At 40.8% G+C, this 15621-nt stretch carries 20 protein-coding genes; all 20 read right to left on the minus strand.

Annotated features, from left to right (window positions below; all coding sequences use genetic code 11):
- On the minus strand, positions 1 to 777 hold the full coding sequence (gene fliR, locus J7J00_RS09825) for a flagellar biosynthetic protein FliR (protein ID WP_214790255.1): 777 nt from the start codon (positions 775 to 777) through the stop codon (positions 1 to 3).
- Between the two features lie 3 nt (positions 778 to 780).
- Entirely contained in the window at positions 781 to 1050 is a 270-nt protein-coding gene (gene fliQ, locus J7J00_RS09830; RefSeq protein ID WP_101224658.1) for a flagellar biosynthesis protein FliQ, read from the minus strand.
- 14 nt (positions 1051 to 1064) lie between these two features.
- Positions 1065 to 1730, minus strand: a complete 666-nt coding sequence (gene fliP / locus J7J00_RS09835) for a flagellar type III secretion system pore protein FliP (protein ID WP_214790257.1) — start codon at positions 1728 to 1730, stop codon at positions 1065 to 1067.
- Positions 1727 to 2386 (minus strand): flagellar biosynthetic protein FliO, encoded by a 660-nt coding sequence (locus J7J00_RS09840; protein WP_214790259.1) that lies wholly within the window; start codon positions 2384 to 2386, stop codon positions 1727 to 1729. Before J7J00_RS09840 ends, fliP begins: the two co-directional genes overlap by 4 nt.
- Positions 2387 to 2401: 15 nt before the next feature.
- Entirely contained in the window at positions 2402 to 2764 is a 363-nt protein-coding gene (gene cheY, locus J7J00_RS09845) for a chemotaxis protein CheY (RefSeq protein WP_063231856.1), read from the minus strand.
- Between the two features lie 17 nt (positions 2765 to 2781).
- Positions 2782 to 3999: a flagellar motor switch phosphatase FliY gene (fliY, locus tag J7J00_RS09850; RefSeq protein ID WP_214790261.1), complete on the minus strand. Its 1218-nt coding sequence runs from the start codon at positions 3997 to 3999 to the stop codon at positions 2782 to 2784.
- Entirely contained in the window at positions 3989 to 4987 is a 999-nt protein-coding gene (fliM, locus tag J7J00_RS09855; RefSeq protein WP_214790263.1) for a flagellar motor switch protein FliM, read from the minus strand. The genes fliY and fliM overlap by 11 nt, the downstream gene beginning before the upstream one ends.
- Positions 4988 to 5039: 52 nt before the next feature.
- A complete protein-coding gene (fliL, locus tag J7J00_RS09860) occupies positions 5040 to 5468 on the minus strand; it encodes a flagellar basal body-associated protein FliL (RefSeq protein ID WP_214790265.1) in 429 nt (142 codons plus the stop codon).
- Positions 5465 to 5680, minus strand: a complete 216-nt coding sequence (locus J7J00_RS09865; RefSeq protein ID WP_076367895.1) for a flagellar FlbD family protein — start codon at positions 5678 to 5680, stop codon at positions 5465 to 5467. Before J7J00_RS09865 ends, fliL begins: the two co-directional genes overlap by 4 nt.
- 48 nt (positions 5681 to 5728) lie before the next feature.
- Positions 5729 to 6994, minus strand: a complete 1266-nt coding sequence (locus J7J00_RS09870; protein WP_214790267.1) for a flagellar hook protein FlgE — start codon at positions 6992 to 6994, stop codon at positions 5729 to 5731.
- 80 nt (positions 6995 to 7074) lie between these two features.
- A complete protein-coding gene (locus J7J00_RS09875; RefSeq protein WP_286201270.1) occupies positions 7075 to 7413 on the minus strand; it encodes a TIGR02530 family flagellar biosynthesis protein in 339 nt (112 codons plus the stop codon).
- 49 nt (positions 7414 to 7462) lie between these two features.
- Entirely contained in the window at positions 7463 to 8098 is a 636-nt protein-coding gene (gene flgD / locus J7J00_RS09880) for a flagellar hook assembly protein FlgD (protein ID WP_214790269.1), read from the minus strand.
- An 8-nt stretch (positions 8099 to 8106) separates the two neighbouring features.
- Complete coding sequence (locus tag J7J00_RS09885) at positions 8107 to 9408, minus strand: flagellar hook-length control protein FliK (protein WP_214790271.1); 1302 nt, start codon at positions 9406 to 9408, stop codon at positions 8107 to 8109.
- A gap of 25 nt (positions 9409 to 9433) precedes the next feature.
- On the minus strand, positions 9434 to 10051 hold the full coding sequence (locus J7J00_RS09890) for a MotE family protein (RefSeq protein ID WP_214790273.1): 618 nt from the start codon (positions 10049 to 10051) through the stop codon (positions 9434 to 9436).
- Between the two features lie 4 nt (positions 10052 to 10055).
- Entirely contained in the window at positions 10056 to 10502 is a 447-nt protein-coding gene (fliJ, locus tag J7J00_RS09895; RefSeq protein ID WP_214790275.1) for a flagellar export protein FliJ, read from the minus strand.
- Between the two features lie 2 nt (positions 10503 to 10504).
- A complete protein-coding gene (gene fliI, locus J7J00_RS09900; RefSeq protein WP_214790277.1) occupies positions 10505 to 11824 on the minus strand; it encodes a flagellar protein export ATPase FliI in 1320 nt (439 codons plus the stop codon).
- A gap of 2 nt (positions 11825 to 11826) precedes the next feature.
- On the minus strand, positions 11827 to 12600 hold the full coding sequence (fliH, locus tag J7J00_RS09905; protein WP_286201271.1) for a flagellar assembly protein FliH: 774 nt from the start codon (positions 12598 to 12600) through the stop codon (positions 11827 to 11829).
- A complete protein-coding gene (gene fliG, locus J7J00_RS09910) occupies positions 12584 to 13603 on the minus strand; it encodes a flagellar motor switch protein FliG (RefSeq protein WP_214790281.1) in 1020 nt (339 codons plus the stop codon). Before fliG ends, fliH begins: the two co-directional genes overlap by 17 nt.
- A gap of 13 nt (positions 13604 to 13616) precedes the next feature.
- Entirely contained in the window at positions 13617 to 15215 is a 1599-nt protein-coding gene (gene fliF / locus J7J00_RS09915) for a flagellar basal-body MS-ring/collar protein FliF (protein WP_214790283.1), read from the minus strand.
- Between the two features lie 91 nt (positions 15216 to 15306).
- The gene (fliE, locus tag J7J00_RS09920) at positions 15307 to 15615 is read right to left on the minus strand and encodes a flagellar hook-basal body complex protein FliE (RefSeq protein WP_214790285.1); all 309 of its coding nucleotides are present in this window, start codon (positions 15613 to 15615) and stop codon (positions 15307 to 15309) included.
- Positions 15616 to 15621: the final 6 nt, after the last annotated feature.

The following is a 15621-nucleotide window of genomic DNA, read 5'->3' on the forward strand; positions in this document are numbered from 1 at the left end:
TCAAACGCCTCCAATCAACTGCATTAGTTGACGCATTGTCAAAAGCAAGAAATTGAAGAGTTGTGTTACAACCGTCATCATCATCCCCATTACCAGTATGATAACCGCTAAGCCGACAATGATTTTCACTGGAATCCCGACAACGAACACATTTAATTGAGGGACCGTCCTGGCAAGGATCCCTAACGTGACATCCACTAAAAAAAGGCTTCCCACTACAGGTATGGACATTTGAAAAGCAATCATGAAAGCTTTGCTGAAAGCTTTGGCAAAATATTCTATCAGTGTATGATCTCCGAATGGTACAAATAATTGGTCAACCGGAATGAACTGATAACTATAAAAAATTCCATCCAAAAGCAAATGGTGACCGTTCGTACTCAATAGGAATAATAAAGCGATTGTATAAAGGTATTGTCCCATCAGCGGGCTTTGTGCCCCCGTTTGGGGATCGATGACATTCGCAATTGAAAAACCCATTTGAAAATCAATCAATCCTCCAGCGATTTGAACGGCCGATAAAATCATATAAGCTGCAAACCCGATGAAAAGCCCAACCAGCGCTTCCTTCATGATCAATAAATAAAATGTGGCATCCAATACCAGAACCGGAGCATCGATGGTATAGTACATGATCCAGGCAAGGAAGATCCCAAGCCCTACCCGATGTTGTACCGGTATTGAACGGTACGAAAAAATCGGCATGGCCACGAAAAACGTAGTGACCCGTACCACAATTAATAAAAAGGCGGGAAAGTGCGGAAAAAGTTCCTCCATGACCTACCCTACAAATCGATTCAGATTACCGAATATTTCATTTGCGTATGATAATAGGTGGCTCAGCATCCATGGAGCCAATAAAATGAGTCCCAATAAGACTGCCACGATTTTTGGAACAAATGCCAAGGTTTGTTCCTGAATCTGTGTAGTCGCCTGAAAGATGCTTACTAGCAGTCCTACTATAAGAGCAATGACCATCAATGGGCCAGCGATAATCAATACCATATAAATTCCTTTTTCTGCTATATCAATAACAAAATCTGCACTCATATTCTCTCACCTGCTTAAAAACTCTGTAATAAAGACTTCACTACTAAATACCATCCGTCAACTAGAATGAAAAGGAGGATTTTAAATGGCAGGGAAATCATGACTGGGGGCAACATCATCATCCCCATTGACATCAGGACACTTGCAACGACCATATCGATAACCAAAAATGGAATGAAAACCATAAAACCTATTTGAAAAGCGGTTTTGATTTCACTGATAGCAAAAGCTGGTACAAAGGCAGTCAAGGGTATGTCCTGTATCGTTTCCGGCTTATCCACCTTCGCATACTCCAAGAATAACGCCAGATCCTTTTGCCTTGTATGGGCACTCATGAATTCCTTAAATGGTATCGAGGCCTGTACATATGCCTCTTCTAAATCTATCTCTTCATTAAATAACGGGGTTAATGCTTTTTCATTCACTTCCTGAAAAGTCGGTGCCATTATGAAGAAAGTCATGAAAAGTGCCAGGCCGACCAGCACCTGGTTCGGCGGCATCTGCTGGGTGGCTAGCGATGTTCTCACAAAGCTCAGGACAATGATGATTCTGGTAAAACAGGTCATCAAGATCAATATACTTGGAGCCAGCGATAAGACAGTCATTAGAAGAACAAGTTTTACGGAAGTAGAGACATTTGTGGGATCACTGTTATTAAAAAACTCCATGAACTCATTCATTCATTGTCTCTTCCTTTCCTACCAAGCTCATTTAACAGCCCTTTCCTGCTATCGGACATTTGATCAAGTTGATTTTTCAACTCTGCAGTGAAACTGGCAGTTTCGGATTCACTTTTCTTCAACCACTTATTTTTCAACTTCATTGCAAATTCCCCAGGCTGGATCATTTGATCGATCTTATCGTTGTGCTCTTTCAAAAGCTGTTCATATTCCTCGGGATCATCTATTTCTTTCAAGAGCTGAATATTTTCGCCAACCCCGATCACCAATATTCGCCCGCCTACTTTAACAAGCTGGACTGAACGATTTGCCCCAAGGCCCGTACCGCCTAAATTCTCCACTGAATTTGCTTTTTGATACGATTTATTCTTTTTATTGATGAATTTCAATAGAATATATAGAAGGGCCACAACAAAAATAGTAGCAAATATCATCCTCAGAAACTCCCAAACGGTTATCCCCACTTTGTCAGGATTAGAAGCCTGTTCAGTAGATTTCGAGTCTATTGATTCATCTTTATCCACCTTTAAATCATCTGGCTGCTCATAAACATCCTTCACTGTTTTATTAGGGTCTTCCGCATGGGCCTGTATGGCCCCAGAGAAGAATACTGCTATCAACAGTGAGACCTGAAGCCATTTTTTAATTAAAAACAATTTGAAGACACCCTCTTAACTTAATGCTTTATTTATGGCTTCCAATACCCGGTCTGCCTGGAATGGCTTCACGATAAAGTCTTTTGCACCCGCCTGGATCGCATCAATGACCATGGCTTGCTGCCCCATCGCTGAACACATAATGACCTTAGCTTGAGGATTTACCTTTTTAATTTCCTTTAACGCTGTAATCCCATCCATTTCGGGCATTGTAATATCCATCGTTACAAGATCCGGATGGGTTTCTTTATATTTTTCCACTGCTTGGGCGCCATCTGCTGCTTCACCGACTATTTCAAAGCCATTTTTAGAAAGGATATCCTTTATCATCATTCTCATAAATGCTGCATCGTCCACAATTAAAATTCTATTAGCCATTATTCTCGTCCCCCAAATTATCTTATTTTATTTAATCGTTCACTTTGACTCATGATATCCGTAACACGTACCCCAAAGTTTTCATCAATCACCACTACCTCACCCTTTGCTATCAAGCGGCTGTTTACCAGGATATCCACTGGCTCTCCTGCTAATTTATCCAATTCAATGATCGATCCTGAGGACAGCTCCAAAATATCCTTGACGGAGCGTTTCGTTCTTCCGAGCTCCACAGTTACTTGCAAAGGGATATCCATCAGCATGCTGAGATTTTTCGTTTCAGACTCCTGAAGCTGATAAGGCTGAAAACTAGTGAAACTGGCAGGCTGAACATTTACCGGCTGTCCTGTTGGTATGGATGAAACTCCAAAATGTTGTGGTACATTCGGTATTTGGTTCGCAGGTTGGTTTTGGTGACCGCCTTGTCCATAAATTTCGTTTGCCGATCGATCAGACCGGGTGTCCTGGAATGATGCCTGCTCCTGAGTTGGAATGTTTGTTACTGGATCACTTAATACTTTTTGCGTTTTAATATCGGTAGGTTCGCTTTCGCTCGTCCCATTTAATAATTCAGAAACTAACCCTTTAGCAAACTCTAACGGCAACAATTGCATAATACTGGAATCAATTAAGTTGCCGACACGGAGGCGGAACGAGATTTTTGCAAATAAATCCTCGTCAGGTATCGCATTTTCACCTACTCCGTTTAAAAAATTAAGTAAGTCTATGCTAGGTGGAGAAATATCCACTTTTTTACTGAAAATGGTCGACATGGATGTCGCAGCAGAACCCATCATTTGGTTCATTGCCTCCTGAACAGCACTCAATTGAATTTCTCCAAGCAGGTCAGAAGGATTCTCCCCATCTCCGCCAAGCATCAAATCTGCAATGATAGCAGCATCGCTCTGCATGATGACTAGCATATTTATACCTGAAAAACCTTCTGTGTATTGCACTTGAATCGCTACATACGGATGCGGGAATTCTTCCGCGATCTGTCCCCTTTCAATTAAAGTAACCGTCGGGGTGGTGATATCCACTTTCTGATTCAACAAAGTGGATAGGGCAGTGGCCGAACTTCCGAAGGAGATATTACCAATTTCACCGAGGGCGTCGAGTTCCATCATTGATAAATAATCGTCAATCGAGAGAGGGATCACCTCATCCTCTATATCACTTGTACCTTTTAAAAGGGCATCTATCTCGTCTTGTGAAAGCATTCCATCACTTACCATCTTCGTCTCCCCCTTTCAAAATATCAAGAATCTGGATAGCATGTTTTTTTCCTACTTTTCCTGGCTGCCCACTGTATTTTGGAATCCCCCCAATTGTAATCGTCAAAGGTTCATCGATTGCCTTATTCAAATCGATGACATCGCCAACATCAAGCAGCAAAAAGTCCTGGATGGTGATATCCGTAGAACCAAGTTCGGAAATAATGGGAAGATCTGCGTTTCGGATACGCCTTTCCAAAATCATGATTTCCTCTGGGGTTTTTTCCTTTTGGGAATTTTCCATCCAATAATGAGCAGATAACTTTGGTATGATCGGTTCCAATACGACGTGAGGAATGCAAACATTAATCATTCCGCTCGTTTCTCCGATTTGTGTATTTAAGGAAATGACCACAACAGTATCGTTGGGTGAAACCAGTTGCAGAAATTGCGGATTCACCTCGAACTCTGTCATCACCGGTTCGATTTCAACAATCGTTCCCCAAGCCTCCTGTAAATTTTCAAAAGCCTTCTCGAATAAATTCGACATGATTTTCGTTTCTATTTCAGTTAAACTATCTACCTTATTCACGCTTATGCCCCGCCCGCCCAAAACACGATCCATCATGGAATAAGCGATATTCGGGTTGACCTCAAGAATGATTCGGCCATCCAAGGGAGGTACCTCAAAAACATTCATGATGGTCATTTTTGGAATAGATCGGATAAACTCTTCGTATGGTATTTGATCTGCCGAAGCAACGGATATTTGGACATATGTTCTAAGCTGAGCAGAAAAGTATGTGGTCAGCAGCCTCGCAAAGTTCTCGTGTATTCTAGTCAAACTGCGGATTTGATCCTTTGAAAACCGAAGCGCCCTTTTAAAGTCGTAAACTTTCACTCTTTTTTCTACTTCTTCTTTTTTTAAATCATCTGCATCCATTTCACCTGTGGAAATGGCAGATAACAGTGCATCTATTTCATTTTGCGATAATATTTCCCCGGACATTAACACTCACCTCCAAAGCTTCCCCTTCTTATTTAATGAAGCAAGGATGTTCTTATTGCAGAATCGAGGAAGTTATATAAACCTTTTCAACTTTTCCTTCTTCCATTAATTCATTCATTCTAGTCTTTAAAGCTTCTTGAAGCTTTTCCTTGCCTTTTTTACCGGTTAACTCTTCCGCTTTCATTTCGGATAGTTCGGTAATAATTATATTTTTCACTTGAAAATTTCTTTTTTCCAACTCCACTTTCGCTTTTTTGCTTTCTGTTTGGACCATAAATGAGATTTTGATATAATCATCGCCGGCAAGATTCGTAGTAATTTCAGGAATCTCAACTGATGATTTGACAATTTCGTCAATGCTAGGTTTTTCTTCGGCAGATGTGGGATCAGATAACTTTGTCACAACCACGACCGCTATGACACCTACAAGCGTTATAGCCACGAGTATAATCAACATAATAGTCATTAGATTTTTTTTCATGAACTTTCCTCCACATCCTTACGAAAACCGAGAATATTAACGGTACGGTAAAATTGTATAATAGCTCCAACCAGTTCCTCTTCCTTCTCTAGCACAACGATTTTCTTACCATTTGTAAAAGTAATGGTCGTATCTGGCAATGACTCGACTGTGTCTATGTACAATGCATTGATATGAAAGCATTTTCCATTGAGTCTTGTGACTTTGATAATGATATTTAGGAGCCAGAGCAAAAGCACCTGGCTCCTCCCTCCCTTAACCTATCTTTTTAAGTTAACCAATTCCTGTAAAATCTCATCCGACGTCGTGATGATCCTGGAATTCGACTGGAAACCACGTTGTGCAACGATCATTTCAGTAAACTCTTCGGATAAATCCACATTGGACATTTCCAATGAACCTGATGCAATCACACCACGCCCCTCACCTGCGATATTGATGTTTGCAGTACCTGAATTGATTGATTCCTGAAAAGTGTTACCACCCGTTTTCGTCAAGCCTGATGCATTGGAAAACTTGGCGACGGCCAGTTGGCCTAAGGTTGTGATCAGACCGTTGGAATAAACGCCATTTATTTCTCCTGATGCACCAATATTAAAGCTTTCCAGTTTTCCTTCTTTATTACCATCCGGATTGACAAGAGCAGTAGTGGAACCTTTAACTTGAGTAAGGTTCGAGAAATCAAAATCCAAATTAACTTTTTGAACGCTTTCATCAACTGCTGTATCCGAGTCATCCTCTTTGCCGCTTGAAATGTTAATGCTTAGACCTGCCTGGGTTTTATCAGCTGCCACTATCTGACCATTTGCATCGAAATTCACCGAAGTGAACGGTTTTGGTTTAGTTGTTGATGTATCTCCTAAAGCAGCAGGTTCTTCATCAAAAAGCTCCCATTTATCATCACCGTTTTTTTGGAAATAGATAGTTGCCGTTTGTTCTTTACCGTTTTCATCCACAACTTTCATTTGCTGGCTAAATACGGTACCATCAATTGCGTCAGCAGCTAGATTTCCACTTACTGATATTTTAGTAGTGGCAATGGCAGGTAAAATCGCATTGACGTTAACAGCAACGTCGCCAATCGTTTTTGATCGTTTACCGTTTTCATCAACTTTGTAAGCCTGTACTTTCAAACCATTCGCGTTGACAAGTGTACCGTTATCATCCAGATAAAAGTTTCCTGCACGTGTATATGAAAGAGAATCGCCTTGCTTGACGACAAAATAACCATCACCAGATATTCCCAAATCAAGATCACGGCCGGTGGTTTGCAGGCTTGACTGTGTATGGATCGTATCGATTGTAGCAATCGTGGAGCCCAAACCAATTTGTTTAGAATTGGTTCCGCCTTTATTGGCTGTTGCTGCACTTGCACCAGATACCGTTTGGTTCATCGCATCGCTGAATGTCACACGGCTTTTTTTGAAACCATATGTATTGACATTGGCGACGTTATTACCGATAACATCCAATTTTGTTTGTAAGTTTTTTAATCCGCTTATTCCCGAATACATTGAACGAAGCATGTAAAAGCTCCCCTTTCATTTATCGACTGCTTCCGTCATTCCACAGTCCAGGCTCCATATTCCAGGTCCATCCTATTTATCTAAATTATGGTTCCATTGATGTTCGTGAAGATTTGTGATGCTGCTTCATCCCTATCCATGACCGTGATGACCTTGTTGTTTTTCGTGCTTACTATGAGTGCCGCATTATCATTAATGATAAGAGATTCAGTTACACCCATCTTTTTTGCCTCATTGGCTTTATCAGCTATTTTGTCCATGGTTTTTGGTGCTATTTCTAGATTCCATTGAATCATCCGCAATTGAGCATGTTTACTAATGGTCAATTTTTCATTTGTGGAGACAGCAACTTGAAAATGCTTTTGAAAGTCTTGCTGGATCATCTGCCTTTGCCTTAACGGTAATTTTATTTGTGGCAAAAACTGAGCGAATTTACTTGAAAACCAAGTTCATTCATATTCCCGTCCCTTAAGCTTCAGCGATTTTTATCAATTGCTCTGATGATAACTTGGTGTTGTTTTCATCATCCACTTCAATTTCCAGCTTGCCATTACTCATGGATACCGAGATTACGACAGCAGAAGACTCACCATTTTTATCGTCCATCCAGGAAACACGCTTACCTATTAATTCACTTGCCGCCGTCAAGCTATTAGACGTGGAACTTGGTTGTTTCATTGCTGAAATATTTGCGGGTTCAAGCTTTGTGCCATCTTCTAAAAGAAAATAAACACCATCACCCTTATATTGGATCGATTTAACGATGCCTGTCCCTTCTTCTATCGCAAGGTCATCATCGCCTTCATCCAATTTGTGCCAAGTGACTTCCTTACCAACAAAAGAGTTATAGTTCATTAAACTATTTTGTTGATTGATCCCGATTATTTCTTCCATTCGGGCTCCCATATTCATCATCTGTTCGAGAGAAGAAAAAGTGGCCATTTGGGCGATGAATTCCGTATTGTCCATCGGACTTGACGGATCTTGATTTTGAAGCTGGGTAAGCAACAATTTCAAGAAATCATCCTTTCCCAATGCATCCCCGATTTTTCTGTTTTCAGTTTGAGATTTTGATAATAATAGTGACGTATCGATGGTCGTCATTTTTTCACCTACACTTCCAGATTTAACAGAGCATCGGCAAGGGATCCCGTAAACTCGCTTTCCGTTTCATCATTGCTTTCTTCCTTGCTCTCCTGTTGTTCATTATGTTCATCCGCATCTTTATGGCTGAATTTCTCAGAGTTAAAAGCATTGAAGGCCTGTGATATTTCAATTCTTTCAATTTGAATGTTGTGTCCGCTAAAGGCTTGTTTTAAGCCATGAATCTGATTCTCCAGCATATCTTTGGCCTGAGCAGTAGAGGCCATAATCTTGGCTGACAGCATACCACCCTTTTGAATCAACTCGATTCTTAGGGACCCTAAATGTTCAGGAGTCACTCTGATCAAAAGTTTATTTACACCGTTAGTTCCGCTAAAGTTCGCCTTACTCAAAATATTTTCAAATTGTCTAACAAACTCTTCTTGACTGACAGTTTGCTCACCTTTGGGAGCTGCCAAGACGTATTGCTCCAGCTTTGTCATGAGAAAAGGCATACCAGTCCCTTGATGTTTACCACTATCCGGACTTTGCAAAGTCACACCGCTGCTGACTGTCCCGTCTTTATTTAGCTTGTCACTCCCGGATAATTGCGAGAATGCACTTTTCAATGTTTCTAATGTTTTAGTTTGCCCTTTCTCCAGAGTGTTGGATTGATCAGGTTCTGCTTTTGACTGATTGGACAGCCCTCTTTCCAACTTTTCCGTTAACCCTTCAAGCAGGTGCTTCATTTGTTTCTGGATGGCCGCTTCGTCTTGGGTCATATCCTTATTTTCCGAGAGAAGATCATGAGTTTTCACCAGTTTCAAAAGATTCAACACACCGGATAATGAGGGGGCATGCCATTTTTCTTCGCTCAAAACAGTAATTTTTTTCAGGATGGTATACAGATCCATGACATTGGCTGATAACAAACTTTGTGGATTCAGGCTGAAGTCATCCACTTCTTGTTCTAAATCCAGATCCTCGATGCTCCCAAAGAAATCATCAAGGGCACCCTCATCATTTCCGGCTACATTTTTTAGGACCTGTAAAATAGGGTTGTTGTCTTGTTGGTTTACAGAAGGGGCTTCGGCAACTCTCTCTTCCCCTGTTTCACTTAGCCTTTCAAGTTTCAAAAAACCAAGCAAATCCTTTATTACAGACATTCGTCCTTCAGTGATGGCGCCTATATCCGATGGAATGGGAGGTTCTGTCCCAATGGCTGATTGAAGGACTGAACCAAACCCTGAATCAGTTTGCTGATTTGGCTTAACTGGTAACTTTAGACCTAATGATGCCAAGGGAAGTAAAGAATTAATCGCTGAATTCATATATTCACCTTCTCGCTCTTTCCACTTAAGAACTTTGTTCCGTTAGTTTCTTCGTTAACCTTGCAGCATCAGCCGTTGTCATTTGCTCCAAAACCTTAGCTAAAGTGGCTGCTTTCATACTTGAGAGAATCTCCACTGCATCTTCATCATTCATTTCCATAATGATAGGTGCAGCCTTCTTGGGAGCCATCGTTTCATAAGTACGGATTATATCTTTAAAAGCTTGTTTACTATTATTCTGACTATCCCTAAGTTGATTCATTTCTGTTTGAAGCTGCTGTTTTTCCGCTTCTGCCTTTGCAATGGCCTTGTCACGTGTATCAATGATGCCCTCAAGCTTTTCTATCTCTTTTTCCTTGTTTTCAATCTCGGTTTCTAATTTTTCGAGTTTCATGGAAACTTTCTCATCATTCTTGCCTGGTTTCCCCCTCTCTTCATCCTTTTGATCCGATTCAATGAAGGGTATTTTCGCAGACATTTCCTTTGCCTTTTCCACTACATTCACCCCTGCAACTGTAAAAACGATCAACGCTACAGTTACCGCGAAGATTAATGGAATGAAGATGACAAGAAACCATTGAAACTTACTTATCTTGCTTTCTTCCAATTCTTCCAATCCATTAGATTCACTTTTTTTACGCATTCCATCACCTTACGCCTTTTCTTAAGAATTGCCGGATAGATAATTCATCCATTTGTTTGCTCTCAGCTTCCTTAATGACATCGAGGAATTTAAGAAAACTATCTTCTTTCAATTTCTCGTACTTTTTAACCTCGATATTTCTTTCCATTAATATATCCCGTTGATTATTCATCTTGTATCGCGCTTCAATGACTTCCTGTTGACAGTGGCTTAAGAGTTTTTCCAAGTTGTCCATAAATAACTGATGATGACGAATTTCCTGAACGGATAATCCATTTCGCAGCTTTTCCTGTTGAAACTCAAGTAACTCTTCTTTTTTCTTTAAAAGCTTATATAACTTTTCTGCCACTTCTTCAAATTTTTTTAAAGCAGCATTATATTTAGCTAGTGCAGCGGTTTTTTCTTTTTCTTTGATGGTCAGGATCTTCTCGAATTTATATTGATAAATCATTATTAATCACCTTTCTCCACCAATTCGACAAGGGAATTGATACTATTATCTTTGGAAGCTTTTTCATGGGTTCCTTGCTTCAAAAATGAAATGATTTCCGGATAGCGTGTAATCGAGTTATCAATTTGTTTGGAAGAACCCTTCTTATAAGCTCCTATATTAATCAAATCTTCCGACTCCATATAGGTTGATAAACTTGCCCGCAATTTTTCTGCGGCGTTTTTATGCTTGTCACCGACAATATTGTTCATGACACGACTAATGCTCTTTAATACATTGAGCGCTGGAAACTGTCCTTTATTGGCCAAGTTACGGTCTAGGATGAAGTGACCATCCAAAATTCCCCTGACAGCATCAGCAATCGGTTCATTCATATCATCACCGTCGACTAGTACCGTATAAAAAGCTGTAATGGTCCCCAACTGATTTGTTCCCGTTCTTTCGAGTAACCTTGGAAGGATGGAAAAAACGGATGGCGTATATCCTTTGGTCGTCGGCGGTTCCCCGATAGCAAGCCCAATTTCCCTCTGGGCCATCGCAACCCTTGTGACCGAATCCATCATCAGCATCACATTCAATCCCTTATCACGGAAATATTCCGCGATGGCAGTTGCCGTCAAAGCACCCTTTAGCCTCATCAACGCTGGCTGGTCAGATGTCGCCACTACAACGATTGATCGTGCCAGCCCTTCTGGTCCAAGATCTTTCTCAATGAATTCTCGAACTTCACGGCCCCGTTCTCCAATAAGACCGATTACGTTTAAGTCAGCCGTCGTATTCCTTGCTACCATACCAAGCAACGTGCTTTTCCCGACACCGCTCCCTGCAAAGATACCAACACGCTGTCCTTTTCCAACTGTTAATAAACTATCAATCACCCGAACTCCTACATCTATCGGTTCATTAATGGGAGGTCGTTTCATCGGATTCGGCGGATCTTGATCCACGGAAATTGTCGCGAGACCTTTTGGAAGCAGTGAGTCATCAATGGGATGTCCCAATGGATCGACTACTTTGCCAATTAGCCCGCTTCCCACCTTTATCTCAAGGCTCCGTCCGCTCCCTTCCACGATACAACCCGGTGCAATATCACTAACTGCTGTAAATGGCATTAAAATAACCATTTCATCACGGAAACCGACAACTTCAGCTAAGATTCGATTTTTCCTTTTTTGTATACCTGTATAGATGTAGCAAACATCACCTACAGAGCTTTCAGGGCCTTGAGATTCTATCATTAGCCCCACGACACGTTTGACCCGTCCATAATGTTTGAATGGATGAACTTCATCAACTAAGGGCAATAGGTCTCTAGTTTTCATCTTTACTCCCCTTCCAGCAATTCAGTTAGTTTCACTTTGATTTCCTGCAGCTGACTGTCAACACTGGCGTCCATCCTTCCGTTTTCGGATTCGATGATACAGCTTCCTACTTCAAGCTCATCATCCGGAAAGATATACAACTCAGTATCTTTCGGAAAGATTGCCATCAACTCATCTTTATGAGAAAGAATCGATTGATATTGGATCGGATGGATATGTAATTGCACTTCACGGTAATCCCTCACCTCTTTGATGGCTCTTTTGACTATGGATAAAAAAGACTCTTCATCTTTTTCAAGCTGTTGCCAGATAATTTTCTCTGCCACCTTTAGGGCAAGATTCAAAATAACGGTTTCAGATGATTCGATATTGTGCCGGTAATCTTTTTTAGAGGACTCTACCACTTCTTTTGCGAAGGCCATTTCCGCTGCAATCTCGTTATAACCCTTTTGGATCCCATCCTCGACTCCCTGTTGATACCCTTCTTTTTGAGCCTGTTCAATAAACATTGCTTTTTCTTGATTCTCCCAATGTTCTCGGTCTTGCTGGATTTCAGCAGCAATTGCTTGGGCTTTTTGTTTAGCTTCGAGCAATAACGTTTCCGCTTCCTGTTTAGCATCATTGAGAAATTCATCAGATTGAATATAATGAAGGTTTTTCCGCTCATCTGCATCATCATTATGAAGAAAGTCGAAAGGGCGAACTTTTATTGCAATCTTTTTGCTTTTCTCCTGGTTAGCCTGCTGGGATTTGATAATCCTAGACAATGATATCATCCCCTCCGCCGCGGGCAATCACAATATCTCCAGTTTCTTCCAGACGCCGAATAACGGCAACAATTCTTGATTGTGCTTCTTCTACATCACGCAATCGTACTGGCCCCATATATTCCATTTCTTCCTGGAAGGTTTCAACCATACGTTTTGACATGTTTTTAAAAACGATTTCCTTCACTTCATCACTAGCCACTTTAAGAGAAAGTTTAAGATCTTCGTTTTCAGATTCCCTGACTACTCGCTGAATCGCTCTGCCATCAAGGGTAACGATATCTTCAAAAACAAACATTCGTTTCTTGATTTCCTCAGCAAGCTCCGGATCTTGGATTTCAAGTGCCTCCAAAATCGTTCTTTCCGTTGAGCGGTCAACACCATTCAACACATCTACTACAGCTTCCACTCCACCTGTCTGTGTATAATCTTGGGTTACAGTCGCAGAAAGTTTCCTTTCGAGTATTTGCTCCACTTCATTGATGATTTCCGGAGAAGTGCTATCCATTAAAGCAATTCTTCTTGCAATATCTGCCTGCACCTCTTGCGGAAGTTCAGACAATATTTGTCCAGCCTGTGTGGGATCAAGATAAGACAAGATTAATGCAATGGTCTGCGGATGCTCGTTCTGGATGAAATTCAGGATCTGTCCAGGATCTGCCTTTCGTGCAAAGTCGAATGGCCGAACCTGCAAGGATGATGTTAAACGGTTAATGATGGCGGTTGCCTGATCAGTACCTAATGCCTTTTCAAGTACCTGCTTCGCATATCCTATCCCGCCCTGCGAGATGTAATCCTGTGCTAAAGCAATATTATGGAATTCTTCCAGAATTTCTTCTTTATCATGGGAGTCCACTTTTCTCACTCCCGAAATTTCAAGGGTCAATCTCTCAATTTCCTCTTCAGAAAGATGCTTATATACGGATGCAGAAACATCCGGGCCTAAGGAAATAAGGAGGATGGCAGCTTTCTGTTTGCCAGTCAATCCGGCCTTTTTTTTTCTATCTGTCACTTTCTAAAGCCTCCTAGTCTTCTGCTATCCAGCTTCTTAATAATTTTGCAAATTCATCCGGCTTTTCTTTTGCAAGCTTCTCCAATTGTTTTCTCTTTAAAGATGCTTCCGTTTCCTTCTCTCTGTTCAAATCCGGAACATCGAATACGACTTCTTCCTCTTCAACCACGTACTCCTCTTCCATTTCAGCTTGCTTTCGGGATCGGAGGAATAAGATTAAGAGAATGATAATGACTAGTACAAGCACTCCGCCTACGATGTATGCCCACATTGGTAACGAAGGATTCGTTTCACCTTTTTGCAACGTCATTTTTCCGTTAAACGGCTGGACGGAAATCGCAATTTTATTATTAAGCTCCTCGTCCGTCAGTTCTTCCCCTTCAGCTTTTTTCTCGATTGTCGTGCGTATTATCGTACCAAGGATTTGTGTAATATCCTCCACACTCTGTTGAGATAAAGAATTCGGATCGTCAGCGGTGGGCGGTTCGACCATGACCTGAATCCCTAAATCCTTAACTTTATATGGGCTTTCGACTATTTCTTTCTTGATTCGATTCACTTCACTATTTATCGTTTCATCCACTTTTTCATAATCACCGGATCCGTTCATGCCTTCAACGTAACTGGATCCCAATGAATCTGAGGAATCCTCACTTTGCGGAATGCCTCCAGCACCTGCTGCGTCCCCACTATAAGATTCATTGATCCTTTGCGCAGAAATCTCAATTCCAGCCATTTTTTCTTCATCGACCGGTTCAACTAAATTCTCTTCCCGATTTTCTTGAGTAAAATCAATGTCTGTCGTGACTGAAACAACCACTTTGTCTCTCCCCATAATCGTTCCAAGCATATTTTGCACCTGTCTTTGAATATCACGTTCTATTTCTTTTTTTATTTCATTTTGGGTGGCAAATGCGGACGCGAAAGAAGATTTTTCATTTTCAAGATCGAAGTACTCAAACTCTTGGTTCATAATGACGATATTATCTGTAGGGAGATTCGGAACACTTTTTGAGACCAGATGATAAAGGGAATAGATTTGACTTTCTTCAAATTTATAGCCGGGCTTCGTATTCAATACAATAGATGCTGAAGCTTCCCCAGCTGAATCACTGACAAAAACTCCTTTATCAGGAAGAGTGATCATAACACTGGCATCTTCTACTCCATCAATCTTTTTTATTAAACTGGCCAATTCCGTTTGCATCGAGTCCAGTTTAATGACATTGAATTCATTTTCAGTCATTCCGATACCTGCACTTTGACTAAAAAAGGAATAGTCGATACTTCCAGATTCCGGAATTCCTTCTGCTGCCAGTTCCACTTTAAGTGAATCCAGTTTTTCTTCTGGAACTTTTATGGTCGTTCCATTTTCAGAAACTTCATTCATAATCCCTTGACTGTCTAAATTTTCTTTAATGCTCCCCGTTTCCGATGGAGTTAAGTTGGAATATAAGGGCACCAGCGTCGTACGCGTGGTTAAAATTGAAACTGCCGTAAGGATCATGATAATTAATGCTGCTGAACCAATCATCATGAATTTTTGTTTTTTACTGCGGCCCGTCCAATAAGCAGTTATTTTGTTTTTTAAATTCACTAGTACTTCATTCATTTAAATCCCCCGGTCAGTCTATGAATTTATGAATGGGGGATTTTTTCCCCCTGGTCATTTTTCTCTATATAATGAGGTTAAAAAATGAATGCTATATACTCATTCTCATCATTTCCTGGTAGGCTTCCACAACCTTATTCCGAACCTCTAATGTAGCCTGCATGGTAACGCTGGCTTTTTGTGAAGCTATCATCACCGAATGAAGCTCAACATCCTCTCCATTAACCAATTTGGTTGTAAGATCATCAGATGCCACTTGTGTTTCGTTGACTTTATTAATTGATTCTTTTAATACCGACGCAAAATTTCGCTGTGCTTCGTATGGTGTATTAGTATTGTTTTGATCTTTTTTCAATACATTACTTGCATTGTTCACTGTAGAAAGAGAAATCCCCTCCATATCAAC

This window comes from Bacillus sp. ISL-4 (assembly GCF_018613275.1).
GTDB classification, from domain to species: Bacteria; Bacillota; Bacilli; order Bacillales; family DSM-1321; genus Peribacillus; species Peribacillus simplex_E.